The 24,743-nt window shown below is 61.0% G+C and carries 21 protein-coding genes and 3 tRNA genes; 7 read left to right on the plus strand and 17 right to left on the minus strand.

Annotated elements, in window-relative coordinates; genetic code table 11:
• Positions 1-50 precede the first annotated feature (50 nt).
• Both fhuF and LU196_RS10465 read right to left on the minus strand, forming a co-directional pair.
• Positions 51-863 (minus strand): siderophore-iron reductase FhuF, encoded by an 813-nt coding sequence (fhuF, locus tag LU196_RS10460; protein WP_232759225.1) that lies wholly within the window; start codon positions 861-863, stop codon positions 51-53.
• A 79-nt stretch (positions 864-942) separates the two neighbouring features.
• On the minus strand, positions 943-2,037 hold the full coding sequence (locus tag LU196_RS10465) for a GGDEF domain-containing protein (protein WP_232759226.1): 1,095 nt from the start codon (positions 2,035-2,037) through the stop codon (positions 943-945).
• A 240-nt stretch (positions 2,038-2,277) separates the two neighbouring features.
• On the opposite strand from LU196_RS10465, the gene LU196_RS10470 reads away from it, so the two are divergent.
• Entirely contained in the window at positions 2,278-2,562 is a 285-nt protein-coding gene (locus LU196_RS10470) for a DUF1435 domain-containing protein (protein WP_232759401.1), read from the plus strand.
• Positions 2,563-2,661: 99 nt separating this feature from the next.
• Here the strand turns inward: LU196_RS10470 and LU196_RS10475 are convergent.
• The 4 genes from LU196_RS10475 to rsmC form a co-directional block, all read right to left on the minus strand.
• Positions 2,662-2,748, minus strand: a tRNA-Leu gene (locus LU196_RS10475).
• A gap of 28 nt (positions 2,749-2,776) precedes the next feature.
• Positions 2,777-2,863: transfer RNA gene (locus LU196_RS10480), tRNA-Leu, on the minus strand.
• Between the two features lie 33 nt (positions 2,864-2,896).
• Positions 2,897-2,983, minus strand: a tRNA-Leu gene (locus tag LU196_RS10485).
• Between the two features lie 143 nt (positions 2,984-3,126).
• Positions 3,127-4,158: a 16S rRNA (guanine(1207)-N(2))-methyltransferase RsmC gene (gene rsmC, locus LU196_RS10490; RefSeq protein ID WP_232759227.1), complete on the minus strand. Its 1,032-nt coding sequence runs from the start codon at positions 4,156-4,158 to the stop codon at positions 3,127-3,129.
• 106 nt (positions 4,159-4,264) lie between these two features.
• On the opposite strand from rsmC, the gene LU196_RS10495 reads away from it, so the two are divergent.
• Genes LU196_RS10495 through yjjG form a run of 3 tightly spaced genes read left to right on the plus strand, consistent with a single transcriptional unit; the run spans position 4,265 to position 5,789 of the window.
• Positions 4,265-4,675, plus strand: coding sequence for a DNA polymerase III subunit psi (locus LU196_RS10495; RefSeq protein WP_232759228.1), 411 nt, complete (start codon positions 4,265-4,267; stop codon positions 4,673-4,675).
• The gene (gene rimI, locus LU196_RS10500; RefSeq protein ID WP_232759229.1) at positions 4,647-5,087 is read left to right on the plus strand and encodes a ribosomal protein S18-alanine N-acetyltransferase; all 441 of its coding nucleotides are present in this window, start codon (positions 4,647-4,649) and stop codon (positions 5,085-5,087) included. The genes LU196_RS10495 and rimI overlap by 29 nt, the downstream gene beginning before the upstream one ends.
• 18 nt (positions 5,088-5,105) lie before the next feature.
• Positions 5,106-5,789 carry a pyrimidine 5'-nucleotidase gene (gene yjjG, locus LU196_RS10505; protein ID WP_232759230.1) on the plus strand — a complete coding sequence of 228 codons (684 nt, stop codon included), beginning with the start codon at positions 5,106-5,108 and terminating at the stop codon, positions 5,787-5,789.
• A 7-nt stretch (positions 5,790-5,796) separates the two neighbouring features.
• Here the strand turns inward: yjjG and LU196_RS10510 are convergent, their stop codons facing one another.
• Positions 5,797-6,462, minus strand: a complete 666-nt coding sequence (locus LU196_RS10510; RefSeq protein WP_232759231.1) for a YtjB family periplasmic protein — start codon at positions 6,460-6,462, stop codon at positions 5,797-5,799.
• 107 nt (positions 6,463-6,569) lie between these two features.
• On the opposite strand from LU196_RS10510, the gene serB reads away from it, so the two are divergent.
• From serB to nadR, 3 genes are read left to right on the plus strand one after another with little or no spacing between them, the layout of a single operon-like run.
• A complete protein-coding gene (gene serB, locus LU196_RS10515; protein ID WP_232759232.1) occupies positions 6,570-7,547 on the plus strand; it encodes a phosphoserine phosphatase in 978 nt (325 codons plus the stop codon).
• A gap of 13 nt (positions 7,548-7,560) precedes the next feature.
• Positions 7,561-8,943, plus strand: a complete 1,383-nt coding sequence (gene radA / locus LU196_RS10520; RefSeq protein WP_232759233.1) for a DNA repair protein RadA — start codon at positions 7,561-7,563, stop codon at positions 8,941-8,943.
• Positions 8,944-8,985: 42 nt separating this feature from the next.
• Entirely contained in the window at positions 8,986-10,212 is a 1,227-nt protein-coding gene (gene nadR, locus LU196_RS10525; protein WP_232759234.1) for a multifunctional transcriptional regulator/nicotinamide-nucleotide adenylyltransferase/ribosylnicotinamide kinase NadR, read from the plus strand.
• Positions 10,213-10,259: 47 nt separating this feature from the next.
• On the opposite strand, the gene ettA is transcribed toward nadR, so the two are convergent.
• The 10 genes from ettA to atzF form a co-directional block, all read right to left on the minus strand.
• The gene (gene ettA, locus LU196_RS10530) at positions 10,260-11,927 is read right to left on the minus strand and encodes an energy-dependent translational throttle protein EttA (RefSeq protein ID WP_232759235.1); all 1,668 of its coding nucleotides are present in this window, start codon (positions 11,925-11,927) and stop codon (positions 10,260-10,262) included.
• A gap of 175 nt (positions 11,928-12,102) precedes the next feature.
• Entirely contained in the window at positions 12,103-12,873 is a 771-nt protein-coding gene (deoR, locus tag LU196_RS10535; RefSeq protein ID WP_232759236.1) for a DNA-binding transcriptional repressor DeoR, read from the minus strand.
• A gap of 167 nt (positions 12,874-13,040) precedes the next feature.
• Positions 13,041-13,739: an urea ABC transporter ATP-binding subunit UrtE gene (gene urtE, locus LU196_RS10540; protein WP_232759237.1), complete on the minus strand. Its 699-nt coding sequence runs from the start codon at positions 13,737-13,739 to the stop codon at positions 13,041-13,043.
• A gap of 1 nt (position 13,740) precedes the next feature.
• Positions 13,741-14,532: an urea ABC transporter ATP-binding protein UrtD gene (urtD, locus tag LU196_RS10545; protein WP_232759238.1), complete on the minus strand. Its 792-nt coding sequence runs from the start codon at positions 14,530-14,532 to the stop codon at positions 13,741-13,743.
• On the minus strand, positions 14,525-15,601 hold the full coding sequence (gene urtC / locus LU196_RS10550) for an urea ABC transporter permease subunit UrtC (RefSeq protein ID WP_232759239.1): 1,077 nt from the start codon (positions 15,599-15,601) through the stop codon (positions 14,525-14,527). Before urtC ends, urtD begins: the two co-directional genes overlap by 8 nt.
• Positions 15,601-17,169: an urea ABC transporter permease subunit UrtB gene (gene urtB / locus LU196_RS10555; RefSeq protein ID WP_232759240.1), complete on the minus strand. Its 1,569-nt coding sequence runs from the start codon at positions 17,167-17,169 to the stop codon at positions 15,601-15,603. The genes urtC and urtB overlap by 1 nt, the downstream gene beginning before the upstream one ends.
• An 85-nt stretch (positions 17,170-17,254) precedes the next feature.
• Positions 17,255-18,523 (minus strand): urea ABC transporter substrate-binding protein, encoded by a 1,269-nt coding sequence (urtA, locus tag LU196_RS10560; protein ID WP_232759241.1) that lies wholly within the window; start codon positions 18,521-18,523, stop codon positions 17,255-17,257.
• 28 nt (positions 18,524-18,551) lie between these two features.
• Positions 18,552-19,241 carry a GntR family transcriptional regulator gene (locus LU196_RS10565; RefSeq protein ID WP_232759242.1) on the minus strand — a complete coding sequence of 230 codons (690 nt, stop codon included), beginning with the start codon at positions 19,239-19,241 and terminating at the stop codon, positions 18,552-18,554.
• Between the two features lie 11 nt (positions 19,242-19,252).
• Complete coding sequence (gene uca / locus LU196_RS10570; RefSeq protein ID WP_232759243.1) at positions 19,253-22,870, minus strand: urea carboxylase; 3,618 nt, start codon at positions 22,868-22,870, stop codon at positions 19,253-19,255.
• 2 nt (positions 22,871-22,872) lie between these two features.
• Positions 22,873-24,669 (minus strand): allophanate hydrolase, encoded by a 1,797-nt coding sequence (gene atzF / locus LU196_RS10575; RefSeq protein WP_232759244.1) that lies wholly within the window; start codon positions 24,667-24,669, stop codon positions 22,873-22,875.
• Positions 24,670-24,743: the final 74 nt, after the last annotated feature.

A 24,743-nucleotide genomic window follows, 5' to 3' on the forward strand; every position in this document is an offset into this window, starting at 1 on the left:
AAAGCTGCCATACGGCAAAAAAAGTGTAAACGAGAGAAAGGCGCAATCTGTTACAGATTGTCTGCGGGCGGGGCCGCACTCAGCGTGCAGTTGCCGCAGCGCGCGACATCGGGAATGCGATAGCGCTGGCAGCAGCTGCGGCGCACCATCTCGCCTTCGCGCGGGATCATGGTGCGATACAGCGGATTGTCGCTGCCATCTAACAGGGTTTTACGGAAAAAAATCGCCTGTTCCAGCTGCAGTACGGTGAAGGCGGGCAGCTGTTTTTTTAACTCACCGAGGAACCAGTAAAACGAGAAACCCATATTGTTCCAAATCAGCCTGGCGTTGATATCACCGTGCTGGGTGATGCCCTGAACCGCAGGAATAAGGCAGCGTTGAATCAGGCGCTCAATGCGCTGCTGGGCGTTCATATGGCGTGCCGCTTCGTCCTCTTCAACGTCCATCCAGAACGCGCACGGGTGCCCGTTTTCATGAAAGACGACGTGAATCAGATGGGGATCGCACTTAAGCGCGCGCGGCTCGCACAGCAGCATTTGCAGCAGCGGTGCCAGCAGCAGCCCAAAATACCACTGCGCCCACAGCGACTGCACCGGCTTGGCTTCTGGCGCGACGTCAGGGTGATGGCGATAGAGGTAGTCACAATAGCGCTGCGTGACGCGTTGGAAGGTGGCGGGCGTTGACCACTGCGCAAGGGTCATCGCGTGAGCGGGCGCCGGTTGGGTCAGCGTAAAGTAATCCAGCATGGCAGGCTGCTGATCGCGCAGCAGATCGTCCAGCACGCGCGCAAGGCTACGATCGTGCTGCATAAAGATCAGCGGAAGGGTGTTTGAACGCGGGTGCTGCTGCGAAAACGTTGCCATGCCATTCCTTGAGTGATAACGATTATCAAAACCAAATGATAATCGTTAACACTCAAGTGAGCAAGCAGGTGCACAAGGTTCAGGCTAAATCGTGACTGACCTGCGGCAGGGTAGGGAGATCTTCCCAGGCGAGAATGGTGTTTCTGCCCCGGTTTTTCGCCACGTAGAGCGCGCGGTCCGCATTGGCTACCGCCTGGTCGAAGTCATCAGCAAAAATGGGCGCGATACCGGCGCTGATGGTGACGTGGGTGGAAACCTCTTCATTAAAGCGGTGAGGGATATCGAGGTTCACCACGTACTGACGGATGCGCTCTGCCAGCTTCATGGCAATCGACGCGTTGACATTGGTCATTAACACCAGGAACTCTTCGCCGCCGTAGCGCGTTACCACATCGCGCGAGCGCACGGCATCACGGATCGCCGCTGAGACGCGCGCCAGCGCCTGGTCGCCCATGGCATGACCGTAATGGTCGTTGTACGCCTTGAAGTGGTCGATATCCAGCAGCAGCACAAAGTGGCTGCCCGCGTGATTTTCCAGAATGGCATCCAGCCGATTTTTCAGCCCGCGGCGGTTATACAGGCCGGTGAGCGGATCGAGCATGCTCAGATCGCTAAAATTTTCTCGCTCTTCGTAGAGTTGACTCACCAGACGGCGCGTGAAGTGATCGAAGCGACGGCGCATCAGGTGGTGCAGCGAGAAGCCAATCAGCGGCAAGGTGATGGTGAAAAGGATCATCAGCAAATGCTGACCATCATCCAGCAGCAGGACCGTGAGCACCGGCGGCGTGATGTGTAAGCAAAAGGCAGGCAAATAATCGCTGAGGGCAATGGCGCTGATAAAAAAGACACTCAACAAACTAATTATCAGGAAACTGCCGTCGTAAAAAAAAATTTGCTGATAGCGATAGTTAATATGCCAGGCCCATAATCCACCTAATAGAAAAGAGACAGGATTTAATAGCGGTAATTGCTTTTTAGGCATGCTTAACAGCAAGAAGAGCAGCGTGGCGCTGAGCACCATCACCAGCAGCGCAGGCAGCGAGCGGTTAGCAATATCGGAACCCGTAAAAGGCAACAGGCAAAAAAGGGCAACGGCAACATTTAAAAACAAAAACAGCATCAGCGAAAGCCGATATTTACTGTGTTTCAATGCATCATAAGATTGTAATTTCATTATTATTACTCGTGACAGCCCTGAAATATCAAAGCGCTACCCGAAGGAAATAACTCCTCTAACCGGATAGTGAGCATATTATTGCTGTGTTATTAACGTTGTTATCGGCGGCAATTTAGCATTTTCCAGTAAATCTGTCATCTGGCACCCCTGCAACAAGTGATGAAAAAAGTCGCTGCAAAATGAGAATGATTAACATATGATAATTTGAGTGATTCTCATTTGTATGTGGGGTTGGCGATGGTGATGGCCATATGGGTTGCCTGCGGGCTATGGGGCGTAAGCTGGGTGAGGGGGAAACGGCTGGATAGCGGATGGGGCATCCTGCTGCCTTGCGCGGCCCTGCCTGTTTTTGCTCTGTGGGAGCCGAGTTTCAGCCAGTGGCGCGCCGTGATGGTCGTGGCGCTGCTGCTTACGCTGGTGATGCTGTTTCATCATCGCTTGCGTCACTATCTGTTGCTGCCCTCGTGCCTGGCGCTGGCGGGCGGTGCGGCGGCGGTTGTGGTGAAATTTCCGCTGCTGTGACGCGGTTTAATAGATGGCAGAAACGCAAAAATCACGCAGTGTGCGTGTGGTGGCGTAAAACGGTCGGGAAGGAACGCTCAAAGAGAGGGAAGACAACAGTGGTGCGAAGAGAGGGACTTGAACCCTCACGTCCGTAAGAACACTAACACCTGAAGCTAGCGCGTCTACCAATTCCGCCACCTTCGCATCGTCGTTGTCTGTTTATATCACCGCATGGTGCGAAGAGAGGGACTTGAACCCTCACGTCCGTAAGAACACTAACACCTGAAGCTAGCGCGTCTACCAATTCCGCCACCTTCGCGCAGTGCACGCGATATAAACCTTGTGATTAGAGTGGTGCGAAGAGAGGGACTTGAACCCTCACGTCCGTAAGGACACTAACACCTGAAGCTAGCGCGTCTACCAATTCCGCCACCTTCGCATACCGACAATACTTCACAGTATTGCTAACCACGGAGGCGCATTTTAGAGATTTTACTCATTGCGTCAACACATATTTCACGACGGTGAAACGATCGCTGCAAAAAGCAACGTTTCACCGCCGCGACGCGTCAGACGGGGCGATTAGCGCGCTTTGGCACCGCGGCCATACACCGCGCGATAGACTTTGAACCGTCCGGTCTGCGCCAGGACTTCGTGATTGCCGAACGCCTCATCAAGGATTTGCGGATACGGCAGGAAGGCGTTGGCCACGATACGCAGTTCGCCGCCGCTGTTCAGGTGCTTGAGCGCGCCGCGAATCAGGGCCTGAGCGGCATCCAGACTGGTTTGCATGCCATCGTGGAACGGCGGATTCGAGAGGATCAGATCAAAGCGCCCGGTGACATCCGAGAAGACGTTACTGGCAAACACTTCCCCTTCCAGGCCGTTGGCGGCCAGCGTGGCTTTACTGGCTTCCAGCGCCGCCGCGTGCACGTCGCACAGCCACAGGCGCACTTTTGGCGAGTGCTGCGCCAGCACGGTGGCGAGCACGCCGCTGCCGCAGCCGACGTCCAGCACTTTGCCTTTGGTGTGGGGGGTGAGCGTTGAAAGCAGTAAATCGCTCCCCATATCCAGGCCGTCACGGCTAAATACGCCCGGCAGCGTGTGAATGGTGAGATCGTCCAGCGGATAGGTGTGGCCAAAGCGGCTGGGATCGAAACTCGGCTGCGTGTCGAGGCGACCGTGGTACAGGCCACAGCGCCGGGCGCTGTCGATTTTCTCCAGCGTCGCCCACGCGTCCAGCATGCCTTCCGCACTGCGCACGCCGCTGCGGTTTTCACCCACGACAAAAATATCGCAGCCCACGGGCAGCAGCGACAGCACGTTTTGCAGCTGGAACTGCGCTTCGGGTTTGTTTTTGGGCCAGTAGTAAACCAGCGTATCGCAACCGGCAACATCTTCAGCGCGGGCAATCAGGCTAAACGTCGCCTGTTCACCGAGGCGACGGCTCAGGTTCTGCCAGTGATGGTACTGCTGGGTGTGCACGCGACTGGATGCCGTCTCTAGCTGGGCGGGCAGGTCATCCTGCAGATCGCCAGCAAACAGTACGTGGCGGGCGGTAAATTCATCACTGTGGCGCAGAATCACTTCGCTGGCCGGGGTAAAAGCAGACATGGAACGCTCCTGTTAAATCAGAGCGGCGATTATAGTGCTTTGTTGGCGCATGTTCGATGGGTTTGCTAGCATAGCGTCGCATTCAGATGGCTTAACGGGTAATGGCATGAGCACAAGGCGTGACTGGCTTCTACAGCAAATGGGGATTACGCAGTACCAGCTGCGGCGTCCGCGGGTGCTGCAAGGGGAAATCGCCGTGACGCTGGCGCCCGGCACGCGTCTGGTGATGGTGGCTGAACATGCGCCAGCGTTACAGGAACCGCTAATTGGCGATGTGCTGCGCGTATTGCAGATTCAACCGGAGCAGGTGATGACGCTGACGCCAGAGCAGCTGCCGATGCTGCCCGAAAAGGTTGAATGCGTCGGATGGTTACTGGGCATCGACAGCCCGCATCCCTTCAGCGGCGTGGCGCTGCATACCGCCGTTTTCAATGAATTAATCAGCAGCGGCGCGGCAAAACGCGCGCTGTGGCAACAGATGTGTGACCATGACAACCTTCTCTTTCATCACCCCTGACGATCTGCCGCAGCTGCTGGCGATTGAACGCCGCGCCCACGCCTTTCCGTGGAGTGAACAGACGTTCGTCAGCAATCAGGGTGAGCGCTTTATGAATTACCGCCTGGAGGCGGAAGGCCGCCTCGCCGGTTTTGCCATTACGCAGGTGGTGCTGGATGAAGCGTCCCTGTTCAATATTGCTATCGATCCCGACTTCCAGCGCCGCGGCTACGGACGCCAGCTGTTGCAGCAGGTGATCGCCGAGTTGGAAAAACGCGACGTCATGACGCTGTGGCTGGAAGTGCGCGCCTCGAATCAGCCCGCCATCGCCCTGTATGAGCAGCTGGATTTTCATCAGGTCAGCCGCCGGCCCAACTATTACCCTACCGCCCATGGGCGTGAAGATGCCATTATCATGGCGCTCACGCTGTAATCAACGCTGAGGATAATCATGTTAAACGATTGGGACTGCATTCTGTTTGATGCGGACGATACCCTTTTCCATTTCGACGCCTATGCGGGGTTGCAGCGCGTATTTGCCCGCTACGACGTGCACTTTACCGACAGCGACTACGCCGACTATCAGGCGGTGAACAAACCGCTGTGGGTGGATTACCAAAACGGCACCATCTCGGCGCTGCAATTGCAAACGCGCCGTTTTACGCTGTGGGGAGAAAAACTCAGCGTGGCGCCGGAAGCGCTTAACAGCGATTTTCTGAACGCCATGGCAGAGATCTGCCTGCCGCTGGACGGCGCCGCCGAACTGCTGGCGATGTTGAAAGGGCAGGTCAAGCTCGCCATTATCACCAATGGCTTCACCGCGCTGCAGCAGGCGCGCCTCGAACGCACCGGTTTCCGCGACGTGTTTGACGCGGTGGTGATCTCCGAGCAGGTGGGTGTGCCCAAGCCAGACGCGGCCATTTTTGATCATACGCTGGCGCGGCTGGGCAACCCGGATCGCCGCCGGGTGCTGATGGTGGGCGACACGCCGGAGTCCGATATTTTAGGCGGAATGAATGCCGGGGTGAAAACGTGCTGGATCGATCACGGTACGCGGCCACTGCCCGACGCGATCAAACCCGACTGGCAGGTGAAAAACCTCGCCGAGCTGCACGCGTTGCTCACGCAGGGCTGATTCGCGCTTAGCGCTTTTCCTCGCGCTCCGCGGCGCTGGCGTCCTCGTCCCGATCTTCCTGTACCGTGCGGCTCGCGGTGAGCAAGAACGGCGACTGCTGCCAGCGGGTGCGGCGGTGACGCAACAGCGTTCGGGTCAGAATAATGCCGATGGCCAGCGCCAGCAGCATCATCAAGCGCAGAATGTTGGTGGTGTTATCCACCTGGCGCGACTCCGTCACCAGAACGTGCGTGTCCAGCGTGACGCGCAAAAATCCCTGCGGCCCCTCTTTGCCTTCCAGCGGCTGGACGATTTGATGATTGAAGTAGCTGCCCGCCCGTTTGCCGTCCAGCGCCAGGCGATCGCGCACGTTAATGCTTTCACCGCTGTGCGCCACCAGGCTGCCATCATCGGCATACACAGAGGCATCCAAAATCCGGCTGTTGTCGGTGAGCTGATTAAGAATGGCGCCGATCTGCGCGCGGTTATCATCGCTGTTGTCCATTAGCGGCTTTAAGCTGAACGCCACCTGGCGCGTCAGCGTATGGGCCAGCTCTTCCACCTGTTCCGATCGCGCCATTTGATGGCCGAGGCTAAACCAGGATGCGCCTTGCATCAGAACCACCAGCAGGGCCATTGAGATGAGAACGATCACCGTGCGATGCAGGCGGAATTTCAGTGCGGTTTTGACCATCAGAGACCCGTGTGACGTAACAGCAGAAAGGCTGGCAATTATGTTGCCAGAACCGACGCAGACAAGGTAGCCTCTTGCGTGGTTTTGTTGTCCCTACAGGAGCTGTAATGCCAAATCGTCTTACCTGGTGCGACCTGCCCACCGATGTCTCTCTCTGGCCGGGTTTACCTCTTTCTCTCAGCGGGGATGAAGTGATGCCGCTGGACTACCGTGCTGGCCGTACGGGCTGGCTGCTGTATGGGCGCGGACTCGACAAGCAGAAACTCACCGATTACCAGCATCAGCTGGGCGCCGCGATGGTGATCGTCAGCGCCTGGAACGTCGATGACTATCACGTGATTCGGCTGGCGGGCTCCCTCACGCCGCGCGCCACCAAGTTGGCGCATGCGGCAGGCTTTGACGTCGCGCCGCTGGGCAAGATCCCGCACCTCAAAACGCCGGGCTTGCTGGTGATGGACATGGACTCCACCGCCATTCAGATCGAATGTATTGATGAAATCGCCAAACTGGCGGGCTGCGGTGACGAAGTGGCTGACGTCACGGAGCGCGCGATGCGCGGCGAGCTGGATTTCAAAGCCAGCCTGCGCGAGCGCGTCAGCAAGCTGGCGGGCGCCGATGCCAACATTCTGAAGCAGGTGCGTGATGCGCTGCCGCTGATGCCCGGCCTGACCACGCTGGTGCATAAGTTACAGGCGCTGGGCTGGCAGGTGGCCATCGCCTCCGGCGGCTTCACCTACTACGCGGATCACCTGCGGCAAACGCTGCATCTGGCGGCAGCGGTGGCCAACGAATTAGCGATGCGCGACGGCAAGCTGACCGGCGAAGTGATCGGCCAGATCGTCGATGCGCAATATAAAGCCGATACCCTGACGGCGCTGGCCCAGCGTTTTGACATCGCCCCGGAGCAAACCGTGGCGATTGGCGACGGCGCCAACGATCTGCCGATGATCAAAGCCGCCGCGCTGGGTATCGCCTACCATGCTAAACCTAAAGTGAACGAGCAGGCGGCCATCACTATCCGCCATGCGGACCTGATGGGCGTGTTCTGCATTCTCACCGGCAGTCTGATTCACGAAGAGCGTTAACTGAGGAGTTGATTTGGCCAAAGCGGCAAAACGCGCCTTCGTTTGTAACGAATGTGGCGCAGATTATCCGCGCTGGCAGGGGCAATGCAGCGCCTGCCACGCATGGAACACCATTACCGAGGTGCGCATTGCCGCCTCGCCAACCGTGGCGCGCAACGAGCGTCTGAGCGGCTACGCCGGCAGCGCTGGCCCGAGCCGGGTGCAGAAGCTGTCGGAAATCAGCCTTGAAGCGCTGCCGCGTTTCTCCACCGGGTTTAAAGAGTTCGACCGCGTGCTGGGCGGCGGTGTCGTCCCGGGCAGCGCCATTCTGATTGGCGGCAATCCGGGCGCGGGGAAATCTACGCTGCTGCTGCAAGTGATGTGCAAGCTGGCGCAGGACATGAAAACCCTCTACGTCACCGGCGAAGAGTCTTTGCAGCAGGTGGCGATGCGCGCGCACCGCCTCGGGCTGCCTGCGGACAATCTCAATATGCTGTCGGAAACCAGCATTGAGCAGATCTGCCAGATCGCCGAACAAGAGCAGCCAAAGCTGATGGTGATTGACTCGATCCAGGTGATGCACATGGCGGATATCCAGTCGTCGCCGGGCAGCGTGGCGCAGGTGCGCGAAACCGCCGCCTACCTGACGCGCTTCGCCAAAACGCGCGGCGTGGCCATCGTGATGGTCGGCCACGTCACCAAAGATGGCTCGCTGGCGGGGCCAAAGGTGCTGGAGCACTGCATTGACTGCTCGGTGATGCTGGACGGCGATGCCGATTCGCGTTTCCGCACCCTGCGCAGCCACAAAAACCGCTTTGGCGCAGTCAACGAGTTAGGCGTGTTCGCCATGACCGAGCAGGGCATGCGCGAAGTCAGCAATCCCTCAGCGATTTTCCTGTCGCGCGGCGACGAAATCACCGCCGGCAGCTCGGTGATGGTGGTGTGGGAAGGCACGCGCCCGCTGCTTGTGGAGATTCAGGCGCTGGTGGATCACTCCATGATGGGCAATCCGCGCCGCGTGGCAGTAGGGCTTGAGCAGAACCGCCTGGCGATCCTGCTGGCGGTGCTGCACCGTCACGGCGGCTTACAAATGGCGGATCAGGACGTGTTCGTGAATGTGGTCGGCGGGGTGAAAGTCACCGAGACCAGCGCCGATCTGGCGCTGCTGCTGGCGATGGTCTCCAGCCTGCGCGATCGCCCGCTGCCGCAGGATCTGGTGATCTTCGGCGAAGTGGGGCTGGCAGGCGAGATCCGTCCGGTGCCCAGCGGTCAGGAGCGTATTTCTGAGGCGGCCAAGCACGGCTTTAAACGCGCGATCGTGCCCGCGGGCAACGCGCCCAAAAAAGCGATGGATGGCATGCAGGTGTTTAGTGCCAAAAAACTGGCGGATGCGCTGGCCATTCTGGACGAGCTGTAAGCGTTTGGCTCGCCGCTTTCTTTTTTACGCAGGAGGCTCATCATGTCCTCGTTCGACTACCTAAAAACCGCCATTCGCCAGCAGGGACACACGTTGCAGCAGGTGGCTGACGCCAGCGGCATGACCAAAGGCTATCTGAGCCAACTGCTGAACGCCAAGATCAAAAGCCCGAGCGCGCAAAAGCTCGAAGCGCTGCACCGCTTCCTCGGGCTGGAGTTTCCTCGCCGTGAGAAAACCGTGGGCGTGGTGTTCGGTAAGTTTTACCCGCTGCACACCGGGCATATTTACTTAATTCAGCGCGCCTGCAGCCAGGTGGACGAGCTGCACATCATCATGGGCCATGATGAGCCGCGCGACCGCGAGCTGTTTGAGCAGAGCGCGATGTCACGGCAGCCCACCGTCAGCGATCGTCTGCGTTGGCTGCTGCAAACGTTTAAGTATCAGAAAAATATCCGCATCCACTCCTTCAATGAAGAGGGCATTGAGCCGTATCCCCACGGCTGGGATGTGTGGAGCAATGGGGTAAAAGCGTTCCTTGCCAATCAGGGCATTGAGCCGGACTGCGTCTACACCAGCGAGGCGCCGGATGCGCCGATGTATCAACAGCATCTGGGGATCCCGGCGGTGGTGATCGATCCCAGCCGCTCGTTTATGAATATCAGCGGCAGTCAGATCCGCGAAGATCCTTTCCGCTATTGGGAGTACATTCCCACGGAAGTGAAACCGTTCTTTGTGCGCACCGTGGCGGTGCTCGGCGGCGAATCCAGCGGCAAATCCACGCTGGTGAATAAGCTGGCCAACATCTTCAACACCACCAGCGCCTGGGAGTATGGCCGCGATTATGTGTTTTCCCACCTCGGTGGCGATGAGATGGCGCTGCAATATTCTGACTATGACAAGATTGCGCTCGGCCAAGCGCAGTACATTGATTTTGCAGTGAAATATGCCAATAAAGTGGCGTTTATCGACACCGACTTTATTACCACGCAGGCGTTTTGCCTGAAGTACGAGGGGCGCGAGCACCCGTTCGTGCAGGCGCTGGTGGATGAGTATCGCTTCGATCTGGTGATCCTGCTGGAGAACAATGTGCCGTGGGTGGCCGACGGCTTACGCAGCCTGGGCAGTTCAATGGATCGCCGTGAGTTTCAGTCGATGCTGATCACCATGCTGCGTGAAAACAACATCGCGTTTGTGCATGTCAAAGAAGATGACTATGACACGCGCTTCCTGCGCTGCGTCGAGCTGGTCCGGCAGATGCTGGGCAGCTAACGCGACATAAAAAAGGCGCCTTGCGGCGCCTTTTTTCATCGTAGCGATTACTTCGCCATACGCTTGTACTTGATACGCTTCGGCTCCAGCGCTTCCGCGCCCAGCGTGCGTTTTTTGTACTCTTCGTATTCGGTGAAGTTACCTTCGAAGAACTCCACCTTGCCCTCATCCTGATAATCGATGATGTGGGTGGCGATGCGGTCGAGGAACCAGCGGTCGTGCGAGATCACCATCGCGCAGCCTGGGAACTCCAGCAGGGCGTTTTCCAGCGCGCGCAGGGTTTCGATATCCAGGTCGTTGGTCGGTTCATCCAGCAGCAGCAAGTTGCCGCCCACCTGCAGCAGTTTTGCCAGGTGCAGACGACCGCGCTCACCGCCCGACAGTTCGCCGACGCGTTTGCCCTGATCGGTGCCTTTGAAGTTAAAGCGGCCGACATAGGCGCGGCTCGGCATCTCGGTGTTGCCGATGCGCATAATGTCCTGACCACCGGATACTTCTTCCCACACGGTTTTCGCGTTATCCATGGCGTCACGGAACTGATCCACCGACGCCAGCTTAACGGTTTCACCCAGCTCAATGGTGCCGGAATCCGGCTGCTCCTGACCCGACATCATGCGGAACAGCGTGGATTTACCCGCACCGTTGGGGCCGATGATGCCGACGATCGCGCCTTTCGGCAGCGAGAAGGAGAGATCGTCGATCAGCACGCGATCGCCGTACGACTTGCTCAGGTTTTTCACTTCCAGCACTTTATCGCCGAGGCGCGCGCCAGGTGGAATGAACAGTTCGTTGGTTTCGTTACGCTTCTGGTAATCGCTGTTGTTCAGCTCTTCAAAGCGCGCCAGACGGGCTTTGCCCTTGGACTGACGGCCTTTGGTGCCCTGACGCACCCACTCCAGCTCTTTCTCAATGGATTTACGGCGTGCCGCTTCCTGAGACGCTTCCTGCGCCAGACGCTGATCTTTCTGCTCCAGCCACGAGGAGTAGTTGCCTTCCCACGGAATACCTTCACCGCGGTCCAGCTCCAGAATCCAGCCGGCGACGTTATCCAGGAAGTAACGGTCGTGGGTGATCGCCACCACGGTGCCTTCGAAGTCATGCAGGAAGCGCTCCAGCCACGCCACGGATTCTGCATCCAGGTGGTTGGTGGGTTCGTCGAGCAGCAGCATGTCCGGCTTTTCCAGCAGCAGACGACACAGCGCGACGCGACGGCGTTCACCGCCCGACAGCGTGCCGATCTTGGCATCCCACTCCGGCAGACGCATGGCGTCGGCGGCGCGGTTCAGCTGGGTTTCCAGGTTGTGACCGTCGTGCGCCTGGATAACCTCTTCCAGACGGCCTTGCTCAGCGGCCAGTTTGTCGAAGTCGGCATCGGGATCGGCGTACAGCGCGTACACCTCGTCCAGGCGCTTCAGCGCGCCAACCACTTCGGAGACGGCTTCTTCAACCGATTCACGCACGGTGTGTTCAGGATTGAGCTGCGGCTCCTGCGGCAGATAACCCACTTTAATGCCCGGCTGCGGGCGTGCTTCCCCTTCGATATCTTTATCGATGCCCGCCATGATGCGCAGCAGGGTAGATTTACCCGCGCCGTTCAGGCCGAGCACGCCAATTTTGGCGCCGGGGAAGAAGCTAAGGGAGATGTTCTTCAGAATGTGACGCTTCGGCGGAACCACTTTGCCGACGCGATGCATGCTATAGACGAATTGAGCCACGTTGGAATGAGCCTCTTGGTCTGTGAGTGGTGGAACGTCAAAGGCAGAAGTTTAGCGGTTTTCACCCGGCAATCACAGCCGCTTCCTCGGGGAAACGTGCGATGCCGTGCACGCCGGTGAGTAACCGCCTGATTCTTATTCAGCAAACGCCCTCAGCAAGCGAAGGCAAGAGCAGTCAGGGGGACGGCAGGCACAGCGGCAGCGCTTGCTGCTGGAGCCAGCTGCGCAGCGCATCGTCGGGCGCGCTGTCGCTCACCAGCAGATCGAACTGGGTCAACGGCCCAATGCGCGCGGGCAGCACCTTGCCATATTTACTGCTGTCGGCCACCAGCACGCGCCGGCGCGATCGCCGCATGGCGTAGTGCTTGATCGCAACCTCGTTGAGGTTGTAACAGGTGGCGCCCTGCTGGGCATCAATACCCGCCGCCGAGATAAACGCCAGCGTCGGGCAGAGATGGTCAAGGATGGCGTGTTCGCCCACCGGCGTAAACAGCGCGTTGTCGGCATGAAACTCGCCGCCGCTTAGAATCACGGTGCACGCCGGTTTCTCTTTCAGCGCCAGAAAAGTATTCATGGCGCAGCAAATAGCGGTAAACCGCAGCGTGTCCGGCAGTGCGTCAATCACGTAGGGCAGGGTGGTGCCGCAGTCGAAAAACACCGTGTCATTTTCGTCGATAAGCGTCACGGCCGCCTGCGCCAGCCGCTGCTTGCGCACGGCGTTTTGTCCGTACTGGTCGGAGATAAAGTAGCGCCCGGCGTGGTGTTTCGGATCGCTCACGATATAGCCGCCGAGCAGCACCACCGTGGAGGCGGGCTCGGCGAGATCGCGGCGCACCGTCATCTCCGAGACGCCCAGCAGCTGGGCCGCCTCTTTTAAGTGCAGCTTATCGGTGCGTTTCAGCGCCTGCGCCAGCTTGTTGATACGTTCTTCGCGCCGGGTTTCCATGCGTCTCTCTGTGGTGTGTCATCCGCGGTATGTTGACGTCGCCCCTGGCGGCAGCGGTGCAGCCGCTTTACGCGCGCGATCATGACAAACTTCACAAAAATGAAGGGATTGAGCACGCCTGCGCTGGGCGGACGTCATCTTACCTTAAATTGCCGTCCGTTTGCCTCTCAAATCGCCACAAGCCCACGCACGCCGTCGGTCTCCATGTCGCTGCCCGCGCCGCGCTGCACAATCTCGCCGCGTGACATCACCAGATAGCGGTCTGCCAGCTCGGCGGCGAAATCATAAAACTGCTCTACCAGCAGGATCGCCATGTCACCGCGCTGTGCCAGCTGGTGGATCACCGCGCCGATCTCTTTGATCACCGAGGGTTGGATCCCTTCGGTGGGCTCATCCAGAATCAGCAGCTGCGGCCGACACGCCAGCGCGCGGCCAATGGCCAACTGCTGCTGTTGGCCGCCGGAGAGATCGCCGCCGCGTCGCGTGCGCATCTGGTGCAACACGGGAAACAGTTGGTAAATCTCGTCAGGGACGCGGTTAGCCTGCGCGGCGGGAAAGCGCGACAGCCCCAGCAGCAGATTCTCTTCCACGGTGAGCCGGGGGAAAATTTCGCGCCCCTGCGGCACATAGGCAATACCCGCCTGTACGCGCTGGTGTGGCCGTCGGCCGTTGATCAGGTGGCCCTGCCAGCGGATCTCGCCGGACTTCGCCGGAATCAAGCCCATCAGGCACTTTAACAGCGTGGTCTTGCCAACGCCGTTACGCCCCAGCAGACAGGTGATTTCCCCTGGCTGCGCCTCGAACGACAGGCCGCGCAAGATGTGGCTGCCGCCATAATATTGATTCAGATCCGATACCTGTAACATGTTAGCGCCCCAAGTAAACCTCAATAACCTGCTCGTTGGCCTGCACCTCGCGCAGCGATCCTTCCGCCAGCACCTGGCCCTGGTGCAGTACCGTCACGCGATCGGCGATGCTCTCCACAAAGCCCATGTCGTGCTCCACCACCATCAACGAGTGTTTGCCCGCGAGGCCGCGAAACAGCTCGGCGGTATACGCGGTCTCGGCGTCGGTCATGCCCGCTGCGGGTTCGTCCAGTAGCAGCAAATGCGGGTCTTGCACCAGCAGCATGCCGATCTCCAAAAACTGCTTTTGCCCGTGCGACAGCAGCCCGGCCGGGCGCTGGCGTTCCCCGCCCAGCCGCAGCAGCGTGAGGGTTTCGTCGATGCGATCGCGCTGCGCGCTGGTTAAGCGCGCGCGCAGGCTGGCCCACACCGATTTGTCATTTTTCAGGGCGATCTCCAGATTCTCAAACACCGTGAGGGCTTCAAATACCGTGGGCTTTTGAAACTTGCGGCCAATGCCGGCACGGGCGATCGCCACCGGCGACAGCGCGGTAAGATCGGTGTCCTGATCGTAGAAAACGCGGCCCGCGTCAGGGCGGGTTTTGCCAGTGATCACATCCATTAATGTGGTTTTTCCCGCGCCGTTGGGGCCGATGACACAGCGCAGTTCGCCGACGCCTATCTGTAACGACAGATCGGTCAAGGCGCGAAAGCCGTCGAACGCAACGCTGATCGCCTCCAGTTGCAGCACCGGATCGGTTTGAACGCGGTGGCGATCGGCCGCTTGCGGTTGGGTAAACAGTGCGTCAGTCATGGCGCCTCCCGCGTAATAAGCCGATTACGCCGCGCGGCAAAAACAGCGTAACGAGGATAAACATCAGGCCGAGGAAAAAGAGCCAGTACTCCGGGAAGGCCACGGTAAACCAGCTTTTGGCCCCGTTGACAATGCCGGCCCCCAGTAGCGGTCCAATCAGCGTGCCGCGCCCGCCCAGCGCCACCCAGATCGCCGCCTCAATGGAATTGGTCGGGGACATCTCGCTGGGATTGATGATGCCCACCTGCGGCACATAGAGCGCGCCGGCCAGGCCACACAGCACCGCCGAAAGCGTCCAGACGAACAGCTTAAACCCGCGCGGATCGTAGCCGATGAACAGCAGGCGATTCTCCGCATCGCGCACGGCGGTAAGCACGCGACCAAACTTGCTGCGCGCCAGCGCAAACCCCAGCGCGAGGCTGAACAGCAGCAGCAGCACGGTGGCGATAAACAGCCCAATGCGCGTGCCGGTGGCGGTCACGTTGAAGCCCAGCAGCGTGGTAAAGCCGGTGAAGCCGTTGTTGCCGCCAAAGCCGGTTTCATTGCGGAAGAACAGCAGCATGCCTGCCCAGGTTAACGCCTGCGTCATGATGGAGAAGTAAACGCCTTTGATTTTCGAACGAAAGGCAAAGAAGCCAAACACCAGCGCCAGCAGGCCGGGCACCAGTACAATCAGGCACAGTGCCCACATAAAGTGCTGTGTTCCGGTCCAGAACCACGGCAGCGCGCGCCACGACAGAAACGACATAAACGCCGGCAGCCCGTCTCCGGCGGCCTGGCGCATCAGGTACATGCCCATGGCATACCCGCCCAGCGCAAAAAACAGACCGTGCCCCAGCGACAGTAAACCGGCGTAGCCCCACACCAAATCCAGCGCCACCGCCACGGTGGCGTAGCAGAGGATCTTGCCCACCAGCGTGAGCGTATAGGTTGATACCGCCAGCGGGTGCGTGGCAGGCAGCAGCGCGCAGAACGGCAGCAGCAGCAGCAGGGCGGTGGCGATGGCGCCTGCGCCAAGCGAGAGGCGGGGCGCATGGCGCACCGCGCGTAACGTCAGGGGTAAGCTCATCAGTCAATCACCCTCCCTTTCACGGCAAACAGCCCCTGCGGCCGTTTTTGGATAAACAACACAATCAGTCCCAGAATCAAGATTTTGCCCAGCACCGCGCCAATTTGCGGCTCCAGCAGCTTGTTGAGAATGCCTAACCCCAGCGCGGCGACCACGGTGCCCGCCAGCTGGCCCACGCCGCCCAGCACCACCACCAAAAACGAGTCGATGATGTAGCCCTGGCCCAGCTCTGGGCCGACATTGCCCAACTGCGACAGCGCTACGCCGCCGAGACCGGCAATGCCAGAGCCCAGGCCAAACGCCAGCATATCGATACGCCCGGTGGGCACACCGCAGCAGTCCGCCATGGCGCGGTTTTGCGTCACGGCGCGCACGCTCAGGCCCAGCCGCGTTTTGTTCAGCAGTAGCCAGGTGAGCACCAAAATGGCCACCACAAACAGGATCACCGCCAGCCGGTTATACGGCAGCACAAGATTCGGCAGGATCTGCCAGCCGCCGGAGAGCCAGCTTGGGTTGGCGACCTCGAGGTTCTGCGTGCCAAACAGCATGCGCACCAGCTGAATCAGCATTAGGCTAATGCCCCACGTGGCCAGCAGCGTCTCCAGCGGGCGGCCATACAGGTGGCGGATCACGGTGCGCTCCAGCAGCATGCCCATCGCGGCCGTGAGGCAAAACGCCACCGGCAGCGCCAGCAGCGGATACCACGCCAGCCACTGCGGGGCATACTGCTGAAACAGGTTTTGCACCAGCCAGGTGGCATAGGCGCCCAGCATCAGCATTTCGCCGTGCGCCATGTTGATCACCCCGAGCAGCCCGTAGGTGATCGCCAGGCCCAGCGCGGCCAGCAGCAGAATCGACCCCAGAGACAGGCCGCTAAAGGCTTGGCCGAGCAGATCGCCCCACATCAGGCGCTGTTTGATCTGCTGCAAACTGGCGGCGGCGGCGGCACGCACCTGCGCGTCCGGCTCATTGCTGGCCTGCGTCAGGCGCGTCAGGCTGGCCTGCATCAGCGGATCGTCTGAGGTGCCCAGCAGGGTGACGGCACGCAGGCGCGCGGCGGGCTCGGGGCTACTGAGTTGCACAGTGGCGACGGCCATCGCCAGCGCGGCGTGGACCGTCGCCTCTTTTTCTACGGCCAGCCGCTGTTCCAGCAGCGGCAGCAGATCGCTGCTGTCCGCGTTTTGCAACTGCTGCGCGGCGTGCAGGCGCACGTCGGCCTGGTCACTCACCAGCTGGTGGGCGGCAAGGGCGCGGGCAACCAACACGCGCAGGCGGTTATTCATAAACAGCTTTTTGCTGTCGCCGCTGGGCTGTTGCGCCTGGTCAAGCGGCACCAGACGGTCCGCCTGGCGGCTGAACGGCTGGTGCTGGGTATCCACCACCACCGTTTCATCACGCAGCGCCTGCAACAGCGGCAGACGAGCAGGTTGCGGCGCGGCGGCCCACTGTTGCAGCAGCGTGGCTTGGTTGCTGCGGCTGGCGGCCACGAAATCGGCGGCATCGCCCGCCTGCGCCAGCCACGGCAGCAGCACCAGCAGCAGGCTGAAAAAAGAGTGATACACACGCATGATTCGAACCTTGTAAAGGTAGGCACGACGGGGCGCCAGCGGGCGCGTCCGTCGTGCGGGGATGACGATAGCGCGGGCCGCCGCGTTACGGCGCTGACTTCACCGGGTGATCCGGTTTTTTATCGTTACCGGCGATATACGGGCTCCACGGCTGCGCGCGAATCGGCTGATCGGTTTGCCACACCACGTTAAATTGGCCGTTGTCTTCCACTTCGCCAATCATCACCGGCTTATGCAGATGGTGGTTGGTTTGGTCCATAGTGAGCGTGAAGCCGTCCGGCGCCTTGAAGGTCTGGCCCGCCATGGCCGCCCGTACTTTATCCACGTCGGTGGTGCCCGCTTTCTCCACGGCCTGCGCCCACATATGCAGGCCGACCCACGTGGCTTCCATCGGATCGTTGGTGACCACGGTGTTGGCTTTCGGCAGGTTATGCGCTTTAGCCCAGGCGCGGTAATCCGCCACAAACTTGGCGTTGGTGGGGTTGTCCACCGACTCAAAGTAGTTCCACGCCGCCAGTTGCCCCACCAGCGGTTTGGTATCGATGCCGCGCAGCTCTTCTTCGCCCACCGAGAACGCCACGACGGGAATATCGGTGGCCGTGATGCCCTGGTTCGCCAGCTCTTTGTAGAACGGCACGTTGGAGTCACCGTTAATGGTGGAGACCACCGCGGTTTTGCCGCCCGCGGAGAACTTCTTGATGTTGGCGACAATGGTTTGATAATCGCTGTAGCCAAACGGGGTATAAACCTCTTCGATATCCTTGTCCTGCACGCCTTTGCTGTGCAGGAAGGCGCGCAGGATCTTATTGGTGGTGCGCGGATAGACATAATCGGTGCCCAGCAGGAAGAAGCGCTTGGCGGCGCCACCGTCTTCGCTCATCAGGTACTGCACCGCCGGAATAGCCTGCTGATTCGGCGCCGCGCCGGTATAAAACACGTTGGGCGACATCTCTTCGCCTTCGTACTGCACCGGATAAAACAGCAGGCCGTTCAGCTCCTCAAACACCGGCAGCACCGATTTACGCGACACCGACGTCCAGCAGCCAAACACCACCGCCACCTTATCCTGCGTCAGCAGCTGGCGCGCTTTCTCAGCGAACAGCGGCCAGTTAGAGGCGGGATCGACCACCACCGGCTCCAGCTTTTTGCCCAGCACACCGCCGTGGGCGTTGATATCGTCAATGGTCATCAGCGCCACGTTCTTCAGCGGCGTTTCAGAGATGGCCATGGTGCCGGAGAGCGAATGCATGATGCCCACTTTGATGGTGTCCGCGGCCTGCGCGCTAAACGCGAGGCCCATGCCGACCACGGTGGCGGAAAGTGCAAAAACCTTAAGCAATGAACGTCTCTTCATCAGTAAACCCCTGCCTGTGTGGATGTTGTCATTCAATTGGTTGAAGTCGAGCCTGCTGTAACATATGCACGGTGATCTTTCTGACCTCCGCCTTACTGACGGCGATGTGATCGGTCAAAATGCGCTGCGCCTCCTCGGTGTGCTGCTGAAAAATGGCCCGCAGGATCAGCGCGTGTTCGCGATAGGTGGCCGCAATGCGGTCTTCCCGCGTGAAATCGAGGTGCCGGATAATGCGGATCTTCTCGGTGATTTCCGTGTGAATGCGCGTCATCTCCTGATTGCCCGCAGCCTCAACCAGTGCGATGTGAAACGCCTCATCGTGGGTAGAAACCGCTTTGCCTTCATCGAGCGGGGCGGCGTCCATCCAGAACGCTTTCAGGGCGTTGAGCTGGGTGGCGCAGGCCAGCGGCGGTAGCGCACACAGACGCCTGACTGCCTCGCGCTCCAGCACGGTGCGCAGATCGTACAGCTCCTCAAAATAGGCAAAATCAAAGGGACGCACCTGCCAGCCGCTGCGGAACCACACCTCGACGTAGTTCTCACGGGCCAGCCAGAACAGCGCCTGACGGACCGGCGTGCGGCTCACGCCGAGGCGCTCGGCGATTTCGTTTTCGCTGAAGCGGTCGCCCGGCATCAGGCGAAAGGCGAAAATATCCTGCTTGAGCGCCTGGTAGACTTTCTCCGCCAGCGCTTCCGGCTTACTTCTGCTTTGCGCCATAGCGCCTCCGTTTATGCCAGCCATAGCAGGGTATCGCCGGGACTGACCGGGCGACCCGCCTGACAGGCAATGCGTGCGACCACCCCCGACTGCGGCGCCACAATCGCCAGCTCCATTTTCATGGCTTCGACGATGATCAGCGTCTGGCCCGCCTCGACCGCGTCGCCAGGCTGCACCAGCACTTTCCAGATATTGCCGTTCATGTCGGCGCACACGGCGTGGCCGTCGCTCGCCTCCGCGCCCACGTCAGGTGCGGCTTCCGGCATCGGCGGCGCGCTCTCCTCTTCGTGCGCCCAGTGGGCCACCTCCTGTTCAAAGGCTGCCGCCTGACGCTGACGGAAGTCGGCAATGGACGCGGCGTGCTCGGTGAGGAAGTGCTGGTGGGCGGCGAAATCAAACTCGGTGTGTTCAATGCGGATGGCGGCGCGCCCCTCGCGGAAATCGTCGCGCAGCTGCGTCAGCTCCGCTTCGCTCACCGGATAGAAGCGCACCTGATCAAAGAATTTCAACAGCCACGGCTGGCCCGCCGCAAACTGCTCATTTTTCAAGAACGTGTTCCAGATCGGCAGCGTACGACCCACCAGCTGGTAGCCGCCGGGAGAATCCATGCCGTAGATGCACATGTACATGCCGCCGATACCCACCGTGCCTTCGGCGGTAAAGGTGCGCGCCGGGCTGTATTTGGAGCTCAGCAGGCGATGGCGGGGATCGATCGGCACGGCGCAGGGCGCACCGAGGTAAACGTCGCCGAGTCCCAGAATCAGATAGCTGGCGGAAAAAATCGTCTCGCGCACCGCCTCGCGGCTCGGCAGGCCGTTGATGCGTTGAATAAAGTCGACATTATTGGGCAGCCACGGCGCGGTGGCGCGCACCGTTTCTTGATAGCGCGTCACCGCGCCAAGTGTGGCGCTGTCTTCGAACGCCATCGGCAGCCATACCGTGCGCGACGGCACTTTTAGCTGGCTAACATCGCCAAGTTCCGCCTCCAGTTCCAGCAGCAGCGCGATCAGCTGCGGCTGGCTCAGTATCTGGCTGTCATAGCGCACCTGCAGCGAGCGCACCCCCGGTGACAGCTCCGCAATCCCCGGCACCGCACGCGCGCGCAGCGCCTGCATCAGCAGGTGTACGCGCAGGCGCAGCGCCAAGTCCAGCACGTTGTCGCCGTATTCAATCAGGACGTATTTGTCACCCGCCTGGCGGTAGGCCACCGCTGGCGTGGTATCGCTGGCGGGCAGGGCGGCCAGCAGCGTGGCGGAGCCCATGGCGGTGGCGGCCAGCGACGGCATCGCAGCCTCTGGCGCGTGGCTTGGGCGCAGCGTGGCGATGCTGTGCGTCTGCGCTTTCTCGCGCGCTACCGCGTCCTCCGCGCTGATGGGATAGAAGCGGATGCGATCGCCCGGCTTCACCTGGCCCACCTTCCACAGTTCGGCTTTGGCGATGGTCACCGGACAGACAAAACCGCCCAGGCTCGGGCCGTCGTGCGTCAGGATCACCGGGAAATCGCCGGTAAAGTTCACGGCGCCAATGGCGTATTCGCAGTCGTGCACGTTAGAGGGATGCAAGCCGGCCTCGCCGCCGTTGGCGCGGGTCCAGCTCGGTTTGGGGCCGACCAGGCGCACGCCAAGGCGGTTGGAGTTGTAGTGCACCTGCCAGTCGCTGGCAAAAAATTCGTCGATGGCCGCTTGCGTGAAGAAGTCGGGCGCGCCGTGCGGCCCATAGAGCACGCCGATGCGCCATTCGCTGCCGTAGTGCGGCACCCGCGCCGGGTCGAGCGGGCAAGGGGTATCGACGGGCGCCGGCGTGGTGCAGGCAGCGAGCGCCGGTTGCGCAATCGGCAGCATATCCGCCACGCGCAGGGTGCGCCCGGCGTGTCCGCCAAACTGACCCAGCGTAAAGGTGGCGCGGCTGCCGAGGTATTCCGGCACATCCAGGCCGTTGCGCACCGCCAGATAGGTGCGGCAGCCGCTGCGCGCGCGGCCCAGCGTCAGGGTTTGTCCGGCGCGGATCATAATGGGCTGCCAGTAATCCACCGGTACACCATCCAGATCGGCCGGGCAGTCTGCCCCGGTCAGTGCGACCGTGGCGGCGGCATGAAAGCGCAGCGTCGGGCCTTGCAGCGTGAATTCCAGCCCGGCGGCGCTGTCGTGGTTGCCCACTATGCGGTTCGCCAGGCGAAAGGCGTAATCGTCCATCGGCCCGGACGGCGGAACGCCAATGTCCCAATAGCCCAAACGGCCAGGGTAATCCTGTACGCTGCTAAACGTGCCGGGCTGCAGCACTTCGATGGCGCTGGCGGCGGGAGTAAAGCTGTCCAGAAAGCGCGTCCACATCTCGGCGTGGCGAAACGCCTCGGTGGCGACAATCTGACGCAGGTAGTCGAGGTTGGTGGCAATGCCGTGCAGCTGCGTTGCGGCCAGCGCCTGCTGCATGTTGGCCAGCGCGGCGTCGCGCGTCTCGGCGTGGACGATCAGCTTGGCGACCATCGGATCGTAAAAGGCGGAGACCTCGCTACCGGTGGTGACGCCGCTGTCGACGCGCACGCCTCCCGGGAACGCAACGTGGGTGAGGACGCCGGGGCTGGGCTGAAAGTTTTTCAGCGGGTCTTCGGCATACAGCCGCACTTCTATGGCGGCACCCCGTGGCGGCTGCTGTAGGCGCGCCCAGTCGAGCGCCTCGCCAGCGGCCACCTTCAGCATGCACTCCACCAAATCCAGCCCGGTGACGCACTCGGTGATCGGATGCTCGACCTGCAGGCGGGTGTTCACCTCCAGAAAGTAAAAGGCGTCCTGCGCGGCATCGTAGATGTACTCCACCGTGCCCGCGCTGCGGTAGTTTACGCGTTCGCCCAGGCGCACCGCTGCCGCCAGCATGGCGTCGCGCGTGGCCTGCGGCAGGTTGGGGGCGGGCGTCTCTTCAACCACTTTTTGATTGCGGCGCTGCAATGTACAGTCGCGCTCGCCCAGCGCCACCACGGTGCCGCGCCCGTCGCCAAAAATCTGCACTTCAATGTGGCGCGCGCGATCGATGCAGCGCTCCAGAAATACCCCGGCATCGCTAAAGAACTGTTCGCCGAGGCGGCGCACGCTCGCCCAGGCGCTGGTCAGTGCCGCAGCGTCGGCGCAGCGCGTCAGGCCGATGCCGCCACCGCCCGCCGTGCTTTTCAACATCACCGGATAGCCGATGCGCTCGGCCGCCTGTAACGCCTGATCCAGCGTATCAAGCAGCGGCGTGCCGGGCGTCATCGGCACGCCCGCTTCGGCCGCCAGTTCGCGCGCGCGGTGTTTTAGACCAAACTCACCGATCTGCTGGGCGGTGGGGCCGATAAACGTCATGCCCGCCTGCTCGCAGGCGTGGGCAAAGGGCAGGCTTTCCGACAGGAAGCCGTAGCCAGGCCAGATCGCCTGCGCGCCGCTTGCCTCCGCTGCCGCAAGAATTTTATCGATGCGCAGATAGCTGTCGCTGGCTTTATCGCCGCCCAGCGCCACGGCGATATCGGCCTCCCGAACGTGCTGGGCATTGCGATCGACGTCGGCATAGACCGCCACGCTTTTTACGCCGAGGCGCTTGAGGGTGCGAATGGCGCGACAGGCAATCTCGCCACGATTGGCAATCAGGACAGTTGTGAACATGATCAGTTGCTCCCCTGCGCAGCGAGCCAGTTACGCCAGCCGCCAAATTCAGTAATCTCCAGCGCCTGCGTCAGTGCCGCAGGCTCGCAAATAAAGCCTTTAACGCTGCTGCCGTCGGCCAGCGTCAGCGATCCGATTCCCAGCGGGGCCGGGATCTCCGCGACAAACTCGCCAAAGCGCGCCAGCGGGATATCCCACAGCTCAACGGTAATGGCGGCGCCGCGGTCGCTGCGCAGCAGCCCCGGTTTCTTGATGGGGCCGTCCAGCAGGGCGAACAGGCGGTAGCTATCGGCGGTGTGCGTCTCGGTGACCAGCACCGCGTCGCGCGAGGTGAGCTGATGGTTAAGCGGCATGCCGGTGAGGTGCGCGCCGACCACCGCCACGCGCACGTGCGCCGTTGAGGGCGGCAGCACGGCAGGCTGGGCGGGCAGCGCCTCACCGGTGGCCCCCAGCGGCAGCGCCAGGCGGTGCTGCCAGCGCAGACCAAACGCCGCGAGGGCGCGATCGTGCCAGGCGGGAGCAATCAGCGTAATGCCAGCGGGCAGGCCGTCGGCGCGGAAGGGACCGGGCAGCGCCAGCGCGCTTAAATCGGCGAGGTTAGTGAAGTTGGTGTAAGTGCCAAACTGCGAGTTGTAGCGCACCGGCTCCTGTTTCATCTCGTCCAGCGTGTGAATGGTGGGCGACGTGGGCACCACCAGCGCGTCGAACGGTGCCAGCGCCTCGGCAATCTGGCGCGTGTATTCTGCCCGCAGGTACTCTGCCTGGAAGGCCTCCACCGCGCTGTATTTCAGGCCGCTGCTGACGATACCGTGCACCACCGGATCCATCTCCTGCGGGCGGTGAATCATCTCGCCCACCGCCACGGTGCGTTCGGCTACCCACGGGCCGTAATAGAGCTGCTCGGCAAGCTGGTGGAACGGGGTAAAGTCGATGGGATGCAGCGTGGCTCCTTCCGCCTCAAGTTGCGCCAGCGCGGCAAGCCACGCGTCCTCGGCCTGGCGATCGCCAAAAAACTCCACCGCAGCGGGAATGGCGAAGCGGGGACGCGCATTGAGGCTGGCGGGTGCAGTGCGCGGCGAGATGCGCGAGTAGGCATCTTCCTTGTCATACCCGGCGGCGAGGTTGGCCACGGTGAACGCATCCTCCACCGTTAAGGCAAATACCGACACGGTATCGTTCAGGCGGCAGGCTGGCACCACGCCGCGCGCAGAGAGCCAGCCTTTGGTGGGTTTGAGCCCAATGATATTGTTAAACCCTGCCGGGACGCGACCGGAGCCTGCGGTGTCGGTGCCGAGCGAGAACGCCACCAGCCCGCGTGCCAGCACCGACGCCGAGCCGGAGCTGGAGCCGCCGCTCACGTAATCGGGGTTAAAGGTGTTGCTCACCGCGCCAAACGGCGATCGGGTTCCCACCAGGCCGGTGGCGTATTGATCGAGATTGGTTTTGCCCACGACCACGGCGCCCGCCGCTTTCAGGCGCGCCACTACGGTGGCATCGGCTTGCGCGGTATACGTGAACGCCGGGCAGGCGGCCGAGGTGGGCCAACCCGCCACATCAATGTTGTCCTTGACCGCAAAGGGCACGCCGAACAGCGGCAGCGCCGTGGGATCCTGCTGGTAGCGATCCAGCAGCGGGGCGATCTGTGCCTCAAGCTGAGCGGGTGTCGCGAGGTAGATCCAGGCATTGTCTTGCGCGTTAAGCGCGTCGAGATGGGCGGTCAGCAGCGTACGAAGTTGCTGCGGGTCCTGTTGATAACGCTGCTGCCACGCCTGAAGGGTGTAACCGAAGGTGGGTGCCATAAAAAAATTCCAGCTGGTATACAAGATGGCATTCAACAGAGCAAAGCGCGTGCCAAATCGCTAACGCACTGATT

The sequence above is a fragment of the Pantoea sp. Mb-10 genome, from assembly GCF_021272205.1.
Taxonomy (GTDB): Bacteria; Pseudomonadota; Gammaproteobacteria; order Enterobacterales; family Enterobacteriaceae; genus Pantoea.

Bases quoted from the DNA above. Each gene is read 5' to 3' on its own strand.
- fhuF (WP_232759225.1), bottom strand. From the start codon at position 863: ATGGCAACGTTTTCGCAGCAGCACCCGCGTTCAAACACCCTTCCGCTG.
- LU196_RS10465 (WP_232759226.1), bottom strand. From the start codon at position 2,037: ATGAAATTACAATCTTATGATGCATTGAAACACAGTAAATATCGGCTT.
- LU196_RS10470 (WP_232759401.1), top strand. From the start codon at position 2,278: ATGGTGATGGCCATATGGGTTGCCTGCGGGCTATGGGGCGTAAGCTGG.
- rsmC (WP_232759227.1), bottom strand. From the start codon at position 4,158: ATGTCTGCTTTTACCCCGGCCAGCGAAGTGATTCTGCGCCACAGTGAT.
- LU196_RS10495 (WP_232759228.1), top strand. From the start codon at position 4,265: ATGAGCACAAGGCGTGACTGGCTTCTACAGCAAATGGGGATTACGCAG.
- rimI (WP_232759229.1), top strand. From the start codon at position 4,647: ATGACAACCTTCTCTTTCATCACCCCTGACGATCTGCCGCAGCTGCTG.
- yjjG (WP_232759230.1), top strand. From the start codon at position 5,106: ATGTTAAACGATTGGGACTGCATTCTGTTTGATGCGGACGATACCCTT.
- LU196_RS10510 (WP_232759231.1), bottom strand. From the start codon at position 6,462: ATGGTCAAAACCGCACTGAAATTCCGCCTGCATCGCACGGTGATCGTT.
- serB (WP_232759232.1), top strand. From the start codon at position 6,570: ATGCCAAATCGTCTTACCTGGTGCGACCTGCCCACCGATGTCTCTCTC.
- nadR (WP_232759234.1), top strand. From the start codon at position 8,986: ATGTCCTCGTTCGACTACCTAAAAACCGCCATTCGCCAGCAGGGACAC.
- deoR (WP_232759236.1), bottom strand. From the start codon at position 12,873: ATGGAAACCCGGCGCGAAGAACGTATCAACAAGCTGGCGCAGGCGCTG.
- urtE (WP_232759237.1), bottom strand. From the start codon at position 13,739: ATGTTACAGGTATCGGATCTGAATCAATATTATGGCGGCAGCCACATC.
- urtD (WP_232759238.1), bottom strand. From the start codon at position 14,532: ATGACTGACGCACTGTTTACCCAACCGCAAGCGGCCGATCGCCACCGC.
- urtC (WP_232759239.1), bottom strand. From the start codon at position 15,601: ATGAGCTTACCCCTGACGTTACGCGCGGTGCGCCATGCGCCCCGCCTC.
- urtB (WP_232759240.1), bottom strand. From the start codon at position 17,169: ATGCGTGTGTATCACTCTTTTTTCAGCCTGCTGCTGGTGCTGCTGCCG.
- urtA (WP_232759241.1), bottom strand. From the start codon at position 18,523: ATGAAGAGACGTTCATTGCTTAAGGTTTTTGCACTTTCCGCCACCGTG.
- LU196_RS10565 (WP_232759242.1), bottom strand. From the start codon at position 19,241: ATGGCGCAAAGCAGAAGTAAGCCGGAAGCGCTGGCGGAGAAAGTCTAC.
- uca (WP_232759243.1), bottom strand. From the start codon at position 22,870: ATGTTCACAACTGTCCTGATTGCCAATCGTGGCGAGATTGCCTGTCGC.
- atzF (WP_232759244.1), bottom strand. From the start codon at position 24,669: ATGGCACCCACCTTCGGTTACACCCTTCAGGCGTGGCAGCAGCGTTAT.